Source organism: Frigidibacter sp. ROC022, assembly GCF_024723735.1.
Classification (GTDB): Bacteria; Pseudomonadota; Alphaproteobacteria; order Rhodobacterales; family Rhodobacteraceae; genus SLM-1.
Genome location: NZ_JANQDU010000003.1, coordinates 851090 through 870197, shown reverse-complemented (window position 1 = coordinate 870197; position 19108 = coordinate 851090). Strand labels below are relative to the sequence as shown.

The window sequence follows — 19108 nt, the reverse complement described above, 5'->3', positions numbered from 1 at the left end:
CCGGCGCCGCCCCGCGCGGCGCCGGACCGGACGACAGGTTGCGACGGGAGAATTGCGTGCCGCTTCTGACCATGGAAGGCATTTCGAAACGCTATGGCGGTGTCACGGCGCTGTCAGGCGCTGATCTGGAAGTCGAGGCCGGATCGATCCACGCCATACTGGGCGAGAATGGCGCGGGAAAATCCACGCTGATCAAGGTGTTGTCGGGCGTTGTTCCGGCAGATGAGGGGCGGATCCTTCTGGATGGCAAGGAAATGCACTTTGCCTCGCCGGCGGCGGCAAATGCGGCCGGCGTCGTCTGCGTCTTCCAGGAGCTGTCGCTGATCCCCGAGCTCAGCGTCGCCGACAACATCGTCATATCCAATCCGCCGATGCGCTTCGGAATGATCGACCGCGCCGAACAGCGCCGAATCGCCGAGGCCGCCCTGGCCCGGGCCGGCGCCAGCGACATCCATCCGCGCGCCCTGGTGAAGGACCTGCCGCTGTCGCGCCGGCAGATGGTCGAGATCGCCAAGGCCCTGGCCCGCAATCCGCGCATCCTGATCCTGGACGAGGCGACTTCGGCGCTGACCGCGGCGGATGTCGGCCGCATCTATGACGTGCTCAAGCGGCTGCGCAGCGAAGGGCTGGCGCTGCTCTACATCTCGCACCGGATGAACGAGATCGCCGAACTGGCGGACCGCTGCACCGTCTTTCGCAACGGGCACAATGTATCGAGTTACGATCAGGGAACGCGCAGCGACGCCGAGGTCATCGAGATGATGATCGGCCGGGAATACAGCGCCGCCTTCCCCGAACGCGCGCCGGTACCTGCCGACGCCAGACCGGTGCTCGAAACCCGCAACCTGGGCTGGAACGGCCGGCTGTCGGACATCTCCTTCACCCTGCGCGAAGGTGAGGTGATCGGGCTGGGCGGCCTGGATGGCCAGGGCCAGCGCGAGCTGCTGCTGGCGCTGTTCGGCGTCCTGCGCGGGCTCGAGGGCGACATCCTGGTGGCGGGCAAACCTGTCAACCTGACCAGCCCCGCCGCCGCCCGCTCGGAAGCGGTCGGCATGGCGCTGATCCCCGAGGACCGCAAGACCGAGGGCCTGATGTTGCCGATGTCGGTGCGTCAGAACCTGTCCTTCGCGGCGCTCGACCGGGTCACAAGGGCCGGAGTCGTGGACCGCAGGCAGGAGCAGCAGCTGATCGACGAAATGGTGCGGCTGCTGGCCATCAAGACCGGCGGGCTCGACCTGCCGGTCGGCGCATTGTCGGGCGGCAACCAGCAGAAGGTGGTGATCGCCAAATGGCTGATGCGGGCGCCCCGGATCATCCTGCTGAACGACCCGACCCGCGGCATCGACGTCGGCACCAAGCAGGAAATCTATCAGCTGATGCGCAAGCTGGCCGCCGAGGGTGCGGCGATCCTGTTCTATTCGACCGACTACGACGAGCTGATCGGCTGCTGCGACCGTGTCCTGGTGCTCTACGACGGGCGTATCCGCAGCGAGCTGGCCGGCGAGGAGCTGACCGAACATGCGCTGGTCGCCAGCGCGATGAACCTGGATGACAGCGTGGCGGAGACCACAGCATGAACGAATCGCGTTACTGGATCGCCGAGCGCCGCGGCACCCTGATTGCCATCGCGGTCTTTCTGGCGATGTTCGTGATCTATATCGCAAACCATCCCGTCGGCCTTACCGCCAATGTCGCGCAGACCGCGGCGAACAAGGGCGTGCTTCTGGCCTTTGTCGTGGTGGCGCAGGCACTTGTGGTCATCACCGGCGGGATCGACCTGTCGGTCGGGATGGTGCTGGTCCTGACCAATTGCATTGCCTCCTGGATCGTCGTCGGCACGCCGATGCAGACCGGTCTGGGGGTGCTGGGCGTCCTGGGCTCGGGCATCCTATGCGGGGCACTGAACGGCGCCATCGTGATCTATGGCCGCCTGCAGCCGATCATCACCACGATCGCCACCGGGGCGATCTTCTTTGGCCTGGCGTTGATCCTGCGGCCCTATCCGGGCGGCAGCGTGAACGAGGACCTGGCCGACGCCATGACCGGCCAGATATTCGGTGTGGTGCCGACGAGTCTGATCCTGCTGGCCGGGGCGCTGCTTGTTCTCTGGGTGCCGTTTCGCGGTTCACCTCTGGGCCGTGGCGCCTTTGCCGCCGGATCGTCCGAAGTCGCCGCATACATGTCCGGTGTGCCGATCCACCGCTGCAAGTTCGCAGCCTATGTGCTGGCCGGGCTGTTCGGCTCACTCGGCGGGCTGTTCCTGACCTTCTACACCTATACCGGCGAGGCGGCCTATGCGAGCGGTGACGGCTACACGTTGTGGTCGATCGCGGCGGTGGTCCTGGGCGGGGTGTCGCTCTATGGCGGGCGCGGCAGTGCCGTCGGGGCGGTGTTCGGCGCCTTCACCGCGCGCACCATCGGCGACATGCTGTTCGTCTTCGATGTCGATGCGCTCTGGCAGCCGCTGCTGCAGGGCGTCTTCCTGGTGCTGGCGATCTCGATCGGAGCCATCGCCCTGCTTCGTGTCCGCAACCGATTGGACTGGTTCGAATGAGCGACTTTCAACAGCAGGACCGCCCGGGGTTCGTCGAAGCCTTCAAACGTCGCTTCGATCCGGCAGTGGCCACCGCCTTTGCCTGCATCATCGTGCTGCTGCTGATCGGCAGCTTCTATTCGTCGAACTTCCTGACCGCGACCTATCTGATCCAGCAGATGAAGGTCGCGGCCTTTCTGGGCATCGCCGCTTCCGGGGTGATGCTGGTCATCCTGCTGGGGCATATCGACCTGTCGATCCCCTGGGTTCTGACCGCGGGAGCAATGATGGCCTGCGCCGCGACCGGGTTCGGCCCAGTCGGCACCGCGCTGGCCGTGCCCGCCGGCATCCTGACAGGCGCGCTGTTCGGCCTGTTCAACGGGATCGGGGTCGCCTATCTCCGGATACCGGCGATGATCGTCACGCTGTCCACCAATGTCGTCGCGCAGGGGTTGATGGTGGTCTATTCGGGCGGCTTCTCGCCGCAGGATTCGGCCTCGGACGCGATGCGCTGGCTGGCGACCGGAGTGCTGATCCCGGGGGTTCCCAATGCCATCCTGGTCTGGGCGCTGGTCGCGGTGGCAATCTCGTTCCTGCTGGGCAGGACCGCCTTCGGGCGCACGCTCTACGGCATCGGAAACAACGAACGGGCCGTCTATCTTTCGGGCATCGGCACCCGCCGCGTGGTGCTGCTGGCCTTTGTCCTGGCCGGGGCGCTGTCGGCCTTCGCCGGCGTCCTGCTGGCCGGCTATGCGTCGAAGGCGGCGCAGTCGATGGGCAATGCCTATCTGCTGCCGGCCATCGCGTCGGTGGTGCTGGGCGGCACCTCGATCCTCGGCGGCAAGGGGTCCTATCTGGGCACCGTCGCCGGGGTGATCCTGATCACGCTTCTGCAATCGATCCTCTCGGTGATGCAGATGCCCGAAGCAGGCCGGCAGATGATCTACGGGGTGGTGATCCTGGCAATGCTCCTGGCCTATGGGCGCGGGCCGCGCAGCGTCTGAGCGCGGGCCGATGTCTCAGGCCTGATAGCTGAAGCGCGACTGGACCTTGAAGGCATCCGCGCGGCAGATGGAATGGGCGATCAGGAACGGATCGGCGTCCGGTGCGGTCGCATAGTCGCGGCGCACGACCAGCGCCGGGTCGCCCGGTTCGGCGCCCAGATCCCGGGCCTGATCGGCGGTCAGCAGCGCCGCCTCGATGGTCTGCGCCACCGTTTCCACCTTCAAGCCGAAGCGGTTCTCGATGACCTCGGCCGCGGATTTCTGGACCTGGCCGAGGTCCTCGACCGCCGGTTCCAGCACGATATCCAGCCACAGGGTCACCAGCGCCACCGGCCGGTCACCGGTATCGGCGGCCTTGCGCAGCATCAGCACCTCGACAAGGCGGCGCCCGATCCGGCAGCCCAGCCGGGCCGCCAGCGCCTCATCCACCGTGACGATCCGGCTCGACAGGAATTCGCGCCGGGTGTCCTGGCCGAAGGCGACGAGGTCTTCGATCGAACTGATGGTCTCGGTCAGCCGCCCGTGCCCGCTTGTCGAGACCACCGTCGAGCCCTGCCCCTGCCGCGAGGCGACCGCGCCGCGGCTGCGCAGTTCCTGGACCGCCATGCGCACCGTGTGGCGGCTGACACCATAGGCCTGCATCAATTCGGACTCGGTTGGCAGCAGACCGCCGACCGGATGACGGCCCTTGCGGATTTCCTCCATCAGGTGATCGGCGATCAACCGGTATTTGGAAGGCTTGCCGGGCATCCCGTCAGACTATGCCGCGCCGGTGCAGGTCGCGGATCTCGGCTTCGGAAAAACCGGCGGAGTCGAGAATTTCATCGGTGTTCGTTCCCATGGGAGGACAGGGCCTGGATGGGGGTTTATCGCCTGCATCCAATGGTGAGGCAAGCACGTCGAAGGCCGCGCCGCCGGGAAGCTCCAGCGTCTCGACCCGCCCCGTCTCGCGCAGGGCCGGGTCCATCAACGCCTCGCGCGGGGTGCGGACCGGGGCGACAGGAACCACGCCCTGCAGGCGTTGCAGCCAGTCCGCGGTGGTGCGGGCCTGAAGGGCGCTGTCCAGTATCCGGGTCAGTTCCTCGCGCCGCCCGGCGCGGTCGGCAAAGGTCGCATAGGCCGGATCGGCGGCCAGTTCGGGCCGGTCGATGGCCTTGCAGAGCGCGGTCCAGAACTTTTCCTTGTTGCACATGATGTAGATCCAGCCGTCGCCGGTCCGGAACAGCTGGCAGGGCACGACAGTGGCATGGGCCGAGCGCGACACGCGGGCCGGATCATACAGGCTGTTCAGCGTCCATGTGGCCAGGTAGCTGAGGTTGAACAGCGCGGTATCGTAGAGATTGACATCGACATCCCGGCCGATCCCGCTCTCGCGCGCCGCCAGCACTGCCGAGACAAGGCCCAGGGCCATCGAATTCCCGGCCATGAAATCGACGATCGACAGGCCCATGCGGGTCGGCGGGGTATCCGGTTCTCCCGACATGTGGAAATAGCCGGCTTCGGCCTGCATCAGGAAATCATAGCCGGGCCAGTCGGCACGTTCCCCCGTCCTCCCGTAGGCCGAGCAATGGGCGCAGACGATGGCCGGGTTGGCCTCTTTCAACTGCGCATAGGTCAGGCCCAGCCGTTCCGGCACGTCGCCGCGCAGGTTGTCGGCCACCGCATCGGCCGTGGCCACCAGCCGGTGCAGCACCGCCTGCGCCTCGCGGTTGCCCAGGTCGAGTGTCAGGCTCTTCTTGTTGCGGTTGATCGACTGGAAGAACAGGCTGCCCTCGTCGGCCTCGGCGCCTTCGACGAAGAACGGGCCGAGACTGCGGGCATAGTCGCCGCCGGTGGCCCGGTTCTCGATCTTGATGACCTCGGCACCGAGATCGGCCAGATGCTGGGTGCCGAACGGACCGGCCCCGTATTGCTCGACCGCGAGCACCCGCAGTCCTGACAGCGGCGGCGCCATCTCAGCCCAACCCGCCGCGCACGATATCGACGACCGAATGCCCGGCGCGGGTCGAGAGGAAGGACCGGATCATGTGCAGCACATAGACCCCGTCCTGGTTCTTGCCCGAATGCCGGACCCGCACGATCCCGGCGCCGGGACGGGACTTGGAATCGCGCTTTCCCAGAACCTCGGTCTCGGCATAGAGCGTGTCGCCGACAAAGACCGGCGCCGGCAGCTTGATCTCTTCCCAACCCAGGTTGGCAATCGCCTTCTGGCTGGATGCGGACACCGCCATTCCCGCCACCAGGGCAACCGTGAAGGTGGAATTGACCAGGGGTTTGCCGAATTCGGACTGCGCCGCATAGTTCAGGTCGAAATGCAGCGGATGGGTATTCATCGTCAGGTTGGTGAACCAGATGTTGTCGGTCTCGGTCACCGTCCGGCCGGGCCAGTGTTCGTAGATGTCGCCGACTTCGAAATCCTCGTAGTTCAGCCCCGGATCCTCGCGGAACCTCTGCCCTTCCACATGTGTCATTCCGTTGAGGTGACGGGTCATGTCTTGCTCCTGTTGCATGTCTCGACGATCCGGCGGGCGCGGGCCAGAACCGGCGCGTCCACCATCTTTCCATTGTGAGAGAACGCCCCGCCCCCGGCCGCCTCGGATGCCGCCAGCAGCGCCCGCGCCGATTCCACCTCGGCCCCGGTCGGAGAGAATACCGAGTTGATCGGGGCGATCTGGTCGGGATGGATGGCGATCTTACCGGCAAATCCCATGGACTTGGCAAGCTGCGCCTCGGCCGTCAGCCCTTCCGCATCGCGATAGTCCAGCCAGACCCCATCGATCGCCGGGATGCCCGCCAGAGCCGCCGCGTTGACGATCCGGCCACGCGCCCAGGCCAGCGAGGGCGCCGACATCTCGCCGCCGGTCTCGGCCATGTGGTCGGCCGAACCATAGGCCAGCACGCCGCTCCCGGGCAGGGCGCGGGCGATCGGCTCGGCATTGGCGATCCCTTCCGCGGTCTCCAGCACCGCCATGATCACCGGCGCCTGCCCGCAATCAGCCGCCAGCGCCAGCACCTGCGCCACCTCGGAAGGCGCCGAGACCTTGGGCAGGATCAGCATCCCCGGCCAGATCGGCCAGTCCAGCATCGCGGCCATGTCACGGATGCCCTCGGCCGTGGACAGCGCGTTGATCCGCACCGCGACCCGGTCTGCCCGGGGCCTCAGCTCGTCACGGGCAAAGACCGAGAGCGCCTCGCGGGCCGAAGCCTTGTCGCCCGGGCCGACACCGTCTTCGAGATCGAGCGCCACCCAGTCCGGCCCGGCCGCCATCGCCCTGGCAAGACGGTCCAGCCGCGTTGCTGGGGTAAACAGAAGGCTTCTGGCCGGCACCTGTTGGTCTCCACCAATTTATTTGGTTGTCCGTATAAATTTTCCGTCTTATTGTCCGTTGTCAAGAGCCGGTCGATCCGGCCCACCCCGAAACGCGAGACTTCAAGGACCGAAAACTCAAGGGAGGAAGAGATGAAGGTATTTGGTGCTCTGGCCGCAGCTGCGGCCCTGGCGATGGCGGCGGCCCCGGCGCTTCACGCAGAGGAGATCCCGTTCAGGATCACGCTCAACACCGGGCCGAACCACGTCCGCAACATCGCGCTGGAGGAGTTCGTCAAAACCCTGAAAGAGCGGACCGAGGGCAAGCTCGACGTGCAGGTGTTCCCCTCCTCGCAGCTGTTCAAGGGCCCCGACGTGCCCAAGGCGCTGGCCCAAGGCGGGGTCGAGATGGGGGTGCCGATCATCCTCTATCTCAGCAGCGTGGTTCCTGACACCGGGCTGCTCGACCTGCCGATGTTCTATGGCCGCTCGGCCGACGAGGTCCATGCGGTGATCGACGGCGAGGTCGGCGCCGAACTCAATGCCGAGATCGAAGCGAAACTGGGGGTGAAGGTCCTCGGGCCCTATCTCGACCTTGGCCATACCTCGATCTTCACGACAGACGTTCCGGCGACCTCGCTGGCAGCGCTTGACGGTCTGCGGCTACGGGTGCCGGGCAGCCCGGCCTCGAAGGTGCGCTACGAGGAAATGGGCGTCGAATCGGTGGCGATCAGCTTTGCCGACGTGCCGATCGCCCTGGCGCAGCACAGCATCGACGGGCTGAACACCACGCATGAGACGATCCGCAGCGCCAAGCTGTGGGAGTCCGGCCTGAAATACGCGATCGACACGCAGGAGAACTTCCTCGTCTACGTGCCGATGGTGGGCAAGCCGACCTGGGACAAGCTGGGGCCGGAGTTGCAGCAGATCGTGCTCGACAGCTGGGCCGACACCGTGGACGACGCGCGCAAGCTGGCCGCCTCGCGCCAGATCGATGCCCGCGCCGAAGGCATCGCCAACGGGATCCAGGCCGTGCAGGCCTCGGAAGAAGAGCTTGCCGCCTTCCGCGCCCGGCTGCTGGCCCGGCAGGACGAGATCGTCGCGGCCACCCGCATGGACCCCGACTTCGTGGCCCGCGCCGCTGCGGTTCTGGGCGACTGACCCACGGGGGGCGGCCCGGCGCCGCCCCCTCTTCCATCCGAACAGAGGGTTCCGCCCATGTGGAAATCCATCGAAGCCTATCTCGGCGCGGTCCTGGCCCTTGCGGCGCTGCTGCTGTTTCTGTCCGGCATGGTGCTGCGGCTGATCTCCTCACCGTTGAGCGGCGGCTGGATTCAGGAAATCACGACCTATCTGGTCGCCTGGGCGCTGCTGATCTCCTCGGCCGCCTGCGTCGCGAATGGCGAGCATATCCGGGCCGATTTCTTCCTGCGGCTGACCGGACCGAGATTCGTCCATTTCGCGAATATCCTGGCCTCCCTCGCCGGTCTGGCCTTCTGCATCGCGCTGACCTGGTTCGGCACCAAGGTCGTCGCCTTCGCGCTGGCCTGGGACGAACGCGGCCCCTCCTTCCTGCAGATTCCGACCGCCTGGTTCTATGCCGCGCTGCCCGTCTCGATGGCCGCCTGCAGCATCCGCTACGTGGTGGAGCTGGTCTCTCTCATACGCCGCGGCCCGATGGCGACCGCGGGCGAGGTCTGAGATGCTGGCCGCCGTCTTCGCCGGCCTGCTGGCGCTTCTGTTTCTCGGCATCCCGATCTTTGCCGCCCTGGGCGGGCTGTCGCTGGTGCTGCTCTGGACCGGGAACACGCCCGGCATCTCGGTGGCGCAGGTCGCCATCGACAAGCTGAACGGCGAGACGATCCTGGCGGTGCCCTTCTTTGTCATCGCGGCGCAGTTCATGGAACGCGGCGGCATCGCCAAGAGCCTCATCGAGATGGCCGAGGTCTGGCTCGGCCGGCTGCGCGGCGGACTGGCGCTGACCTGCGTCGGCGCGACCACGGTCTTTGCCGCGGTCTCGGGCTCATCGGTGGCGACGGCACTGGCGATGGCGACGATCCTGGTTCCGGCGATGCTGGCGCGGGGCTATGACCGGCCCTTCGCGCTTGGCGTGGTCGGCGCCTCGGGCACGCTGGGCATCCTGATCCCGCCCTCGATCATCCTGGTGATCTACGGCCTGATCGCCGAGGCCTCGATCCCGCGGCTGTTCCTGGCCGGCATCGTGCCGGGCCTGCTGCAGGGCTCGCTCTTCGTCGCCTATATCCTGATCTACGGCACTCGCAAGCAACTGCCCCGGCTGGAGGCGCCCAGCCTGTCCGAGTTTCTCAGGGCCAATTGGAACGCGGTCCCGGCTGTGCTGATCCCGGTGGTGATCTTTGTCGGCATCTACGGCGGCTATGCGACGATCGCCGAGGCCGCCGGGCTGGCCGCCTTCCTGGCCATCCTGGTCAGCCTGCTGGTCTACCGGGGCTGCAGCCTGCGCGAAGTGGTGCCGATCACGGCCGTGGCGATGCGCCGCTCGGCCGCGATCATCATGATCGTCGTCGCGGCGCAGCTCTTCGGCCACTGGCTGACCGAGACCCGGATGCCGGCGCGGCTGGTCGAGTTCGTCAACGAGATCGACCTGAAGGGCTGGCAGTTCCTGATCATGATGAACCTGTCGATGCTGCTGCTGGGCATGGTGCTGGAAGGGCTGTCGATCGTGCTGATCACGGTCCCGCTGGTGCTGCCGCTGTTCCAGCAATTCGGGATCGACCCGGTGCATTACGCGATCATCGTGGTGATCAATATCGAGATGGCGATGCTGACACCGCCGGTCGGGCTGAACCTCTTTGTCCTGTCCAGCGTCGCCAAGGCGCCGGTCACCGAGGTCATGCGGGGGATATTGCCATTCCTGGCACTGATGGCTGTGCTGCTGGTCGCGGTGACGTTCTTCCCGCAGCTCTCGCTGATGCTGCCCGATTTCGTGCTGGACTAGGACCGCGTCAGGTCTTGTCGCGGGCGCCGCTGTGGCGCGGGTCGAGGATGTCGCGCAGACCGTCGCCCATCAGGTTCAGCCCCAGGACCGCCACCGCGATGATCAGGCCGGGAAAGACCGCGATCCACCAGGCTTCCTGGATGTTGCTGCGCCCGTCGGCGATGATGTTGCCCAGCGAGGGCGCCGGCGGCGGCGGACCGACGCCCAGGAAGCTGAGGATCGCCTCGGCCACGATCGAGACGGCAAAGACGAAGGTCAGCTGCACGATCAGCGGCGACAGGGCATTGGCCAGGATATAGCGGAAGATGACCCGCGCATGGCTGGCACCCACGGCATGGGCGGCCTCGATGAACTGCATCCCCTGCACCACGATCACGCTGGCCCGGACGATCCGCGCGGTACGCGGGGTGAAGGTGACGGTCAGGGCGATGATCGCGTTGACCTCCGACGGGCCGAGCGCCGCGGCCAGCGCAATCGCCAGCAGCACCCCGGGAAAGGCCATCAACCCGTCGAGCGAGCGCATGATCAGCCCGTCGAGCCATTTGACATAGCTCGCTAGGGTGCCCAGCAGCGTGCCCAGGATACCGGTCATCACCACGACGAAGACGCCGATCCGCAACGAGACCCTGGTGCCGTAGATGACCCGGCTCAGCACGTCGCGGCCATAGGCGTCGGTGCCGAACCAGAACTCGGCCGAGGGCGGCGCCAGGATCGAGCGGTAGTTGATCTTGGTCGGGCCGTAAGGCGCCAGGACATCGGCCAGAAGCGCCGTCAGGGTGAACAGAACCAGGATGACGAAGCCGACCAGAAAGGATGGATGGGTCAGCAGACGGCGGGCGAAGGTCAGCCTGCGGCGGCGCCGCGCCAGCTTGATTTCCTGACCGATCGACAGGGTATCCGGGTTGGCCTCAGCTGTCATCGCGGCCCCTCGGGTCGAACCAGGCATAGGCCATGTCGACCAAGATGTTGACAAAGACGAAGACGCAGGCGGTGATCAGCAATCCGCCCTGGATGATCGGGAAGTCGCGGCGCTGGATCGCGCCGATGATCAGCCGGCCCACCCCGGGCAGCGAGAACACCGTCTCGATCACCACGGCGCCGGACAGCAGCACCCCGCTGAGCACGCCGACCACGGTGATGATCGGGATCATCGCGTTGCGCAGCCCGTGCCGGAAGATCACCGTGCGGGCCCGCATCCCCTTGGCGCGGGCGGTGCGGATGTAGTCCTGCCCCAGCACGTCCAGCATCGCCGAGCGGGTCATCCGGGCAATCACGCCCATCTGGGTGATCGCCAGGGTCAGCGAGGGCAGCACCATGCTGCGGGCCCAGCCGACGGGGTCTTCGGAAAGCGGCACGAAGCCGCCGGTCGGCAGCCAGCCCAGCCAGACGCCGAAGAGGATGATCATCACGATGCCGAACCAGAAGTCCGGGATCGACAGGCCGATCAGCGCCGTCACCATCGCGCCCTGATCCAGCCAGGTGTTGTGCCGGACCGAGGCCAGGATGCCGAGGAGCATCCCCATCAGGGTCGCCAGCATCAACGCGATGGCGGCCAGCGAGAGCGTCACCGGAAGACGCTCCATCACCGCGCCCAGAACCGAACGGTTCAGCGTGTAGGATTGCCCCAGGTCGCCTTGAAACAGGGCGCCGTACCAGTTCAGCGCCCGCTCCCAGAGCGGCCGGTCGAGCCCCAGACGCTCGCGGATCGCGGCAAGGTCCGCCGGCGTCGCGTCGATCCCGCCGATCTCTGCCGAGATGTCGCCCGGAACCAGCCACATGATGAGAAAGGTGACGAGCGAAACGACGAAGAGCACCGGAATGGCGCTGAGAAGTCGATAGGCCAGAAATCGGATCATCTCGCTCGATCTACCGGTTTCGGGGGTTGGCGGACCGCCTGGTGGTCCGGAAAGAACCAGCGGCGCCGGGAGGGCTGGCGCCGCTGGTCGTCATGGCAAGGGGCCTCAGTCTTCCAGCCAGATGTCATAGACCCGCGGGAAGCGGAACGGGATGAACCCTTTCACGCTGGCGCGCGACGCATGCATCAGGCCCGAGTCGCCGACCTTGATGATCGCGAAGATCTCGTAGAGCCGGGTCTGGATCTTCTTGAAGGTCTCCTGCCGCGCCTCGACCGTCTCGCCCTTGATCAGTTCCTGATAGAGCGCATCAAGCTCGGGATCGGGTTTGACGAAATGCGGACGTGCCGGAGAGGTCAGCGTGGCGATCAGCCCGACCGGCCCGAGATAGGGCTCGATCCCCATTTGCAGGGTCCAGCCGTTCCAGCCTTCGTCCTGCATCCGGATGTTCAGCGCGGTCGGCCAGTCCACCTGGTTGATCACCGCGTTGATGCCGATGGCCTTCAGCTGTTCCGCGATCACAACCGCCGAACGGCCGTGCTGCGGGATGTTGGAGTCGGTCAGGATCACGAACTCCTCGCCGTTGTACCCGGCTTCCTCCAGCAGCGCCTTGGCGCGTTCGGTGTCGGCCTGGTTGTAGTATTCGGCGCCGATCTGGCCCGGATCATAGGTCGTGCCCTCGTACTGCCAGCGGTGGTTCAGGGTGTAGAGCCCTTCCGAGGAGATCGCCATGATCTCTTCCATGTTCAGCGCCACCTGCACGGCTTCGCGGAACTTCACGTTGTCACTGGGCGGCACATTGGTGTTGAAGATGAAGGTGGTGAAGGCCCAGCGGGCGTTCTCGTGCAGGACGATATCCGGATCGGATTCCAGACGCCGCGCGGCGGGCATCGGAATCTGTTCGAGGATATCCACCTCGCCGGCCTCGAGCGCCGCGACCTGGGCACCCGGCTCCGGAATGATCCGGAAGATCACCCGGTCAAGCCAGGCGGTCTTCTTGCCGCCGAACCCGTCGATGCCGTCCGAGCGCAGGTCCTGCGAATAGTCGTCGAACCGTTCGATGGTCACATGGTCGTCGGGGACATATTCGACGAACTTGTAGGGCCCGGTGCCGATGAAGCTGTTCTTGCCGGCTTCGGTATCGCCATCCTCTTCAGGGATGATGATCGCCGGGGCGCGCGGCGAGGAGAAGGCTTCGAGGAAGGTCGGCGTCGGCTCGACCATGTGGAAGGTGACTTCATACTCGCCGGTGATCTCGATGTCCTTGACCGGGGCCAGCAGGTTCTTGGTCGCCCCGACCCGGCGATAACGTTCCAGCGAGGCCTTCACGTCGCGGGCGTTCATCTCGTCGCCGTTGTGGAACAGCACGCCTTTGCGCAGCGTGAACACATAGGTCAGACCGTCTTCCGAGATATCGACCCCTTCGGCCAGGATCGGGATCGGCTTGATGTCCTCGCTGAAGCCATACAGCGTCTCGTAGATGTTCATGTTGATGTTGCGCGACGCCTGGGACGAGGTCGACATGCCGTCCAGGCTGGGCGGGTTCGACCCCTGAACGACGACCAGTTCACCGCCCTTGACCTGCGCCTGCGCTGGAGCGGGCGAAAATGCCGCAGCCAGAGCGATGACACCGACAGCGCTCAACGACCTGAGCCCCGATGCCAGTTTTCTGTGGATATTCATTGCTTTGAGTCCTCCCTTGCTGGATTTGCCCCCGTCTGTCGACTGCTTGTCGATTCAGACCAATGTCAGTATATCGACACTAATCGCGCGAGGATCGTATTATCGTATACGATGTTCGCCCCGCCAATTTATGTCAAGGGATTCGCGAAGCATGGCCGAGATCGCCGCGAAAAAGGAGCGCAAGGGCCTGTCACGCCTTGCCCCGTTGCAGACCAAGACCCTGGTCGATCAGGTCGTCGACGCCATCGTAGAGGCCACCGCGCGGGGTGAATTCCTGCCTGGCGACCGGATCGTCGAGGCCGAGGTCGCCCGGGCCCTGAATGTCAGCCGCATCCCGGTGCGCGAGGCTCTGCGCCTGCTGGAAAGCCAGTCGGTCGTGGTCAGCGAGCGCTACCGGGGCATGCGGCTGATGAGTGTCGATATCCACGGGCTGGAGAAAATCCTCAGGGTCCGGCTGGCGCTGGAACAGCTTGCCGGGGCCGAGGCGATCGGGCGGATCAAGGAAGGCCTGGCGGATACCGGGCCGCTGGAACACATCCTGGCGCGGATGCATGCCGCGGCGGATGCCGAAGACAGTTTCGGTGTCGCCAAGCTGGATACCGAGTTCCACCGCTGTCTTTGCCAGCTGTCCGGCAACGATGTGCTGGTGCGCAGTTGGGAACCCCTGTCGCGCCAGCTCACGATCATCTTCGGCCTCGCCACGCTGCGCAAGCCGGTGAAGGGCATCGTCGCCGAACATGATGACGTGATCGCGGCGCTGCGTGCCGGCGACCGCGACAAGTACAACCGGCTGATGGAAATCCACATCCTCGAATACACCCGCGCGGTCGATTACGAGGATCTGGTCGAACAGCTCCGGAAGATCGAAGAGAACCACAAGGCGGTCTGAGGCTCCGCGCCCGCTCCGGTCAGGCGGGGGCCACGCAGCCCTGGCCGGGAACGCCGAAGGCCGGCCCCAGAGCGTAGTCGTCACCGGTTTCCAGCAGCAGGGCGCCGAGCCGGCGGTGCAGATCGGCGGCGACCTCCCGCGCCGCGGGATCATCGACCAGGTTGGTCTTCTCGAACGGATCGGCCTCCAGGTCGAACAGCTGCCAGGGCCGGGCGCCGCTGCGATCTCCCAGGACGGTATACTTGTGCCGGCGGGTCCGGATGCCGCGCCAGGTCTCGTCATAGTAGCCCCGTCCCGGCCGGGTCTCGGTCACGAACTCCAGCAGAACCCCGTCCCGTTCCGGTTCGGGTCCTCCCCGAAGGAAAGGCGCGAGGTCCAGTCCCGGCACGCCGTCATCGCGGCCGCCGGCAAGACCGAGGAAGGTCGGGAACAGGTCCTCGGTGCAGAGCGGAAGGCCCGAGCGCCGCCCCTGCCCGATCCCCGGCCCGGCCACGATCAAGGGCACGCCGACCGATTCCTCCCAGGGCTGCGCCTTGCCAAGCTGCCCGTGGCTGCCCGCCAGTTCTCCGTGATCGGAGAGGAAGATCACGATGGTGTCCTGATCCAGCCCGGCCCGTTTCAGGCAGGCGTCCAATTGGCCCATCTGGTCGTCGATCTGCTCGATCATCGCCGAGTAGGCCTGCATGTTGGCTTCGAAGACCGGCGCGATCGTCGCCGGGTCGGCATCGTCGATCGCCCCCGCCGGTCCGGTCGGATCGTACCATTCGGGCGGAAAGAACTCGATCGCGCCCATGTCGGTGTTCGGTCGCGGTTTCCAGGGCCCCCGCGCCCGGACCCGCGCCAGATGTTCGGGCGTCGCCATGAAGGGCGGATGCGGTGCTTCGACCGAGAGCATCAGGAAGAATGGCGTATCCCCCGGGCGGTCCTGCTCGATGTAGCGGAAGGCCCGCTCGAACAGCAGATCGGTCTGATGGCCTTCCAGGTGTTCCGGCTCGGGGTCGTCGTCGGAAAACAGCCAGGTGTCATAGAAGTCGTTGCGCAGTTCGAACCCTCGCCAATAGTCGAACCCTCGCCGGTGCGTGGACGGGATCGGGCAGCGCGCCGCCTGGGACAGGTTCAACCCGCCGCTGACACCGTAGGCGGAATAGAGATGCCATTTGCCGATATAGGCGGTGGCATAGCCCTGCCCCGCGACCGCCTCGCCCAGGGTGCGTTCGGCCGGCGACAGCCGATAGCCGAGCGCCGGCACATTGCGGCTGTGGGCATAGTGGCCGGTCATCATGGAGAAGCGGAACGGCACGCAGGCCGGAAAGGTCGAATTGGCCGCAGTGAACTGCATCCCGCGCGCGGCCAGCGCATCGATATGCGGGGTGCGCAGGTTCGGATCGCCCATGCAGCTCAAGGCATCGCGCCGCATCTGGTCCACGAGAACGACAACGATATTGGGCTGGTGCATTCTAACCTCCGCGACCGGATGCCGTGACGCTTGCTTATACAGGATCGTATTATAGTATACGATCATGAGGCACAAACCAGCCACAGCAATCGATGCATGGGATAGCTGAGACCGAGATGCACAGCACCGACATGCCTGTCCAGGCGCCCGAAGGCACACCGCTGCTGGAAGTCGAGGACCTGTCGGTCGATTTCGGCAAGCTCAACATCCTGAACGGCGTGTCGTTCCGGCTCGATCCGGGCAAGACCCTGGGCATCGTCGGGGAATCCGGCAGCGGCAAGAGCATGACGGCCCTGGCGATCATGCGGCTTCTGCCCCGGGGCGGCCGGGTCAGCGCCAAGCGGATGCTCCTGGACGGCGAAGACATTCTCTCGGCCAGCGAAGCCCGGCTGGAATCCCTGCGCGGCTCCCGGATGGGGATGATCTTCCAGGAGCCGATGACGGCGCTCAACCCGGTGCTGACGGTCGGCCAGCAGATCGCCGAGACCGCGCAGCGGCATCTGAACGTCAGCCGGCACGAGGCCCGCGACCGCGCCATCGAGGCGCTGCGCCGGGTCGGGATCCCCTCGCCCGAGCAGCGGATCAAGGACTATCCTCATCACATGTCGGGCGGGATGCGGCAGCGTGTGATGATCGCCATGGCGCTGATCTGCCAGCCAAGGCTGCTGATCGCCGATGAACCGACGACAGCCCTGGACGTCACCATCCAGGCGCAGATCCTGGACCTGATGCTGGACCTCCAGGACGAATACCACATGGGGATCATCCTGATCAGCCACGACCTGGGCGTCGTCTCGGCCTTCACCGACCGGGTGATGATCATGTATCTGGGCCAGGTGCTCGAAGAAGCCTCGGCCAGCGAGATCTTCTCCGACCCGCGCCATCCCTATACCGAGGCGCTGCTGGCCAGCATCCCCGAGATCGACGGCGAACCGGAGCGGTTGAATGCCATCCGCGGCACGGTTCCGCCGATCCATGACCTGCCGCCGGGCTGCCGCTTTGCGCCGCGCTGCGATCACGCCCGGCCGGTCTGCGACACGGCCCGGCCGCTGCTGACACCGGTCGGCCCCGATCACCGCGCCGCCTGCATCCGCAACACGGATTACAAGTTTCAGGGGCCGACGTGAGCAAGGAACCACTTCTGTCGGTGCGCAACCTGCGCAAGGAGTTCCTCACCGGGTCTGGCGGGGCGCTGAAGAAGCGCGGCCATATCCTGGCGGTGGACAACATCAGTTTCGATATCGCCCGCGGCGAGACCCTGGGCCTGGTCGGCGAAAGCGGCTGCGGCAAGACCACCACCGGGCGGCTGATCCTGCGGCTGGTCGAGCCGACCTCGGGCGCCGTGACCTTCGACGGCACCGATATCCTCGCCCTGCCCCCGGCCGAGATGCGGGCGCTGCGCAAGCGGATGCAGATCGTGTTCCAGGATCCGTTCGGCGCGCTGAACCCGCGAATGACCGTGGGCGAGCTGATCGTCGAACCGCTGGTGGTCCACGATGTCGGCGACCCGGTGTCGCGCGAGCGCAAGCTGCGCGGCCTGCTGGACCGGGTCGGCCTGTCGATGTGGCAGGCGGCGCGGTTCCCGCACGAGATGTCCGGCGGCCAGCGGCAGCGGGTCTGCATCGCCCGCGCCCTTGCGCTGGACCCGGCGTTTCTGGTGCTGGATGAAGCGGTCTCGGCGCTGGATGTCTCGGTACAGGCGCAGACCCTGAACCTGCTGGTCGATCTGCGCCGCGATCTGGGGCTGACCTATCTGTTCATCTCGCATGACCTCGGCGTGGTGCATCACATCTCGGACCGGGTCGCGGTGATGTATCTGGGACAGATCGTCGAGATCGGAACGCGCAAGGCGATTTTCGAGGCTCCGACCCATCCTTACACGCAGGCACTGCTCAGCTCGGTGCCCTCGGCCAAGAAGGGCCGCAAGTCCTTCTTCACCATCAAGGGCGACGTTCCCAGCCCGGCCAATCCGCCGCCGGGCTGCCGCTTTCACACCCGCTGCCCGATCGCCGAAGCCCGGTGCCGGACCGATCCGCCGCAGTTGCGGATGCTGGACGACGGGCGCCAGGTCTCGTGCCATCTGGCCGGAACCCCGCAACCAGCGACAGGATCACCCCCATGACGGACCGCCCCAACATCGTGCTGGTAATGACCGACCAGCAGAGGATGGACAGCCTGACCTGCTACGGCAATCGCTTCACCGTGACGCCGCAGACCGAGGCGATGGCCGCGGGCGGCATGTGTTTCGACACCGCCCTGACCCCCTGGCCGGTCTGCACGCCGGCGCGGGCGACGGCCTGGACCGGGACCTACCCCTCGACCCACGGCGTGATCGACAACCTCTATGGCGTCGACAATGCCTTCGCGACCCATTCCGCGGTCAAGGATACCGTCTGGGACCACCTGCAGCGCGGCGGCTATCGCACCGCGCATTTCGGCAAGTGGCACCTGGGCGAGAAGCAGCCACCGTTCTTCGACCATTGGGAAGAGAGCTTCAACTCGCGGCAGGGGCACTGGATCGACGGCAAGCTGAACGGCGATTATCGCCCCGACCGTGCAACCGACGCGGCGACGAACTGGATCGGCGCACAGGCCGGGGCCGACAGCCCTTTCGCGATGATCCTCAGCTTCTATCCGCCGCATGATCCCTATACCGCGCCGGAAAGGTTCTATGAGCCCTATCGCGGTCGCGGCGTGCCCTTCGCGGGATACTATGCCGCCGTCTCGGCGCTGGACCACAACCTCGGCCGGGTTCGTGCGGCCCTGCGCGAGGCGGGGCTCGCCGAGAACACCGTGGTGATCTATTTCTCGGACCACGGCGACACCTTCTGGTATCGCCGCGAGGGCGAGCACAAGTTCGTCTGCACCGACGATTCCCTGCGGATTCCCTTCATCGTGGAAGGGCCGGGGATCCGCCCCGGAAGCCGCTGCGACCTGCAGATCGGCCTGCAGGATCTGGCGCCGACGATGCTGGACCTCGCCGGGATCGAGAGACCGTCCCAGCTGCAGGGCCGGTCGCTTCTGCCGCTGCTGCGCGGCGCCGAGCCCGGGGACTGGCGCCGGGGCTTCTACGTCCAGAACATCACCCATATCAGCGCCATTCACCAAAGGGCCTGGCGGACCCACCGCTGGAAGCTGGTCGTCTCGGCCAACGGGGCGCATGAATTCTACGATCTGGAGACGGACCCCGAGGAAGAGTGGAACATCTTCCTGACCCCCCGCCCGGACCCCGGCTTCGAACGCTACAAGCACTATCCCGACTATGCGCGAGAGATCGACGCGCTGGCCGCCGACATGGCGGCAAAGGCCGAGGAGATTGCCGACGGCGAAGGCAGTGCGATGATCGCCGCGATGCGGGCGGACCTGGCGCCACGCCTGGCCGCGCTTCGATCCTAGCGGACCGGCC

18 protein-coding genes are annotated in these 19108 nt (G+C 66.1%); 10 read left to right on the top strand and 8 right to left on the bottom strand.

Translation table 11 applies throughout. The annotated features are described in order from the left end of the window. Nucleotides 1-56 precede the first annotated feature (56 nt). From NUW50_RS15910 to NUW50_RS15900, 3 genes are read left to right on the top strand one after another with little or no spacing between them, the layout of a single operon-like run. On the top strand, nt 57-1577 hold the full coding sequence (locus tag NUW50_RS15910) for a sugar ABC transporter ATP-binding protein (protein WP_258290121.1): 1521 nt from the start codon (nt 57-59) through the stop codon (nt 1575-1577). Continuing rightward, nucleotides 1574-2554, top strand: coding sequence for an ABC transporter permease (locus tag NUW50_RS15905; RefSeq protein ID WP_258290120.1), 981 nt, complete (start codon nt 1574-1576; stop codon nt 2552-2554). Before NUW50_RS15910 ends, NUW50_RS15905 begins: the two co-directional genes overlap by 4 nt. Further along, nucleotides 2551-3537, top strand: coding sequence for an ABC transporter permease (locus tag NUW50_RS15900; RefSeq protein ID WP_258290119.1), 987 nt, complete (start codon nt 2551-2553; stop codon nt 3535-3537). The genes NUW50_RS15905 and NUW50_RS15900 overlap by 4 nt, the downstream gene beginning before the upstream one ends. 15 nt (nt 3538-3552) lie before the next feature. Here the strand turns inward: NUW50_RS15900 and NUW50_RS15895 are convergent, their stop codons facing one another. The 4 genes from NUW50_RS15895 to NUW50_RS15880 are packed head-to-tail and all read right to left on the bottom strand — an operon-like array spanning nt 3553 to nt 6865. Further along, nucleotides 3553-4287 carry a GntR family transcriptional regulator gene (locus NUW50_RS15895; RefSeq protein WP_258290118.1) on the bottom strand — a complete coding sequence of 245 codons (735 nt, stop codon included), beginning with the start codon at nt 4285-4287 and terminating at the stop codon, nt 3553-3555. Nucleotides 4288-4291: 4 nt separating this feature from the next. Beyond that, complete coding sequence (locus tag NUW50_RS15890; RefSeq protein WP_258290117.1) at nt 4292-5491, bottom strand: CaiB/BaiF CoA transferase family protein; 1200 nt, start codon at nt 5489-5491, stop codon at nt 4292-4294. A gap of 1 nt (nt 5492) precedes the next feature. Beyond that, nucleotides 5493-6029 (bottom strand): MaoC family dehydratase, encoded by a 537-nt coding sequence (locus NUW50_RS15885; RefSeq protein WP_258290116.1) that lies wholly within the window; start codon nt 6027-6029, stop codon nt 5493-5495. After that, nucleotides 6026-6865, bottom strand: coding sequence for an HpcH/HpaI aldolase/citrate lyase family protein (locus NUW50_RS15880; protein ID WP_258290115.1), 840 nt, complete (start codon nt 6863-6865; stop codon nt 6026-6028). Before NUW50_RS15880 ends, NUW50_RS15885 begins: the two co-directional genes overlap by 4 nt. Before the next feature lie 132 nt (nt 6866-6997). Here NUW50_RS15880 and dctP point away from each other — a divergent pair, with 132 nt between their 5' ends. From dctP to NUW50_RS15865, 3 genes are read left to right on the top strand one after another with little or no spacing between them, the layout of a single operon-like run. Then, nucleotides 6998-8005, top strand: a complete 1008-nt coding sequence (gene dctP, locus NUW50_RS15875; protein ID WP_258290114.1) for a TRAP transporter substrate-binding protein DctP — start codon at nt 6998-7000, stop codon at nt 8003-8005. Nucleotides 8006-8062: 57 nt separating this feature from the next. Continuing rightward, complete coding sequence (locus NUW50_RS15870; RefSeq protein WP_258290113.1) at nt 8063-8545, top strand: TRAP transporter small permease; 483 nt, start codon at nt 8063-8065, stop codon at nt 8543-8545. A gap of 1 nt (nt 8546) precedes the next feature. Continuing rightward, the gene (locus NUW50_RS15865) at nt 8547-9821 is read left to right on the top strand and encodes a TRAP transporter large permease (RefSeq protein ID WP_258290112.1); all 1275 of its coding nucleotides are present in this window, start codon (nt 8547-8549) and stop codon (nt 9819-9821) included. 7 nt (nt 9822-9828) lie between these two features. Here NUW50_RS15865 and NUW50_RS15860 read toward each other — a convergent pair whose 3' ends face one another. From NUW50_RS15860 to NUW50_RS15850, 3 genes are all read right to left on the bottom strand, one after another. Next, nucleotides 9829-10740 carry an ABC transporter permease gene (locus NUW50_RS15860; RefSeq protein WP_258290111.1) on the bottom strand — a complete coding sequence of 304 codons (912 nt, stop codon included), beginning with the start codon at nt 10738-10740 and terminating at the stop codon, nt 9829-9831. After that, complete coding sequence (locus NUW50_RS15855; RefSeq protein ID WP_258290110.1) at nt 10730-11677, bottom strand: ABC transporter permease; 948 nt, start codon at nt 11675-11677, stop codon at nt 10730-10732. Before NUW50_RS15855 ends, NUW50_RS15860 begins: the two co-directional genes overlap by 11 nt. A gap of 105 nt (nt 11678-11782) precedes the next feature. Further along, nucleotides 11783-13357, bottom strand: coding sequence for an ABC transporter substrate-binding protein (locus NUW50_RS15850; protein WP_258290109.1), 1575 nt, complete (start codon nt 13355-13357; stop codon nt 11783-11785). 151 nt (nt 13358-13508) lie between these two features. Between NUW50_RS15850 and NUW50_RS15845 the strand changes: the two genes are divergently transcribed. After that, nucleotides 13509-14246 carry a GntR family transcriptional regulator gene (locus NUW50_RS15845; RefSeq protein WP_258290108.1) on the top strand — a complete coding sequence of 246 codons (738 nt, stop codon included), beginning with the start codon at nt 13509-13511 and terminating at the stop codon, nt 14244-14246. A gap of 19 nt (nt 14247-14265) precedes the next feature. Here NUW50_RS15845 and NUW50_RS15840 read toward each other — a convergent pair whose 3' ends face one another. After that, complete coding sequence (locus tag NUW50_RS15840) at nt 14266-15702, bottom strand: sulfatase-like hydrolase/transferase (RefSeq protein WP_258290107.1); 1437 nt, start codon at nt 15700-15702, stop codon at nt 14266-14268. A gap of 116 nt (nt 15703-15818) precedes the next feature. Between NUW50_RS15840 and NUW50_RS15835 the strand changes: the two genes are divergently transcribed. Genes NUW50_RS15835 through NUW50_RS15825 form a run of 3 tightly spaced genes read left to right on the top strand, consistent with a single transcriptional unit; the run spans nt 15819 to nt 19098 of the window. Further along, the gene (locus tag NUW50_RS15835; protein WP_258290106.1) at nt 15819-16829 is read left to right on the top strand and encodes an ABC transporter ATP-binding protein; all 1011 of its coding nucleotides are present in this window, start codon (nt 15819-15821) and stop codon (nt 16827-16829) included. Further along, the gene (locus tag NUW50_RS15830; RefSeq protein ID WP_258290105.1) at nt 16826-17824 is read left to right on the top strand and encodes an ABC transporter ATP-binding protein; all 999 of its coding nucleotides are present in this window, start codon (nt 16826-16828) and stop codon (nt 17822-17824) included. The genes NUW50_RS15835 and NUW50_RS15830 overlap by 4 nt, the downstream gene beginning before the upstream one ends. After that, nucleotides 17821-19098 carry a sulfatase family protein gene (locus tag NUW50_RS15825; protein ID WP_258290104.1) on the top strand — a complete coding sequence of 426 codons (1278 nt, stop codon included), beginning with the start codon at nt 17821-17823 and terminating at the stop codon, nt 19096-19098. Before NUW50_RS15830 ends, NUW50_RS15825 begins: the two co-directional genes overlap by 4 nt. Nucleotides 19099-19108: the final 10 nt, after the last annotated feature.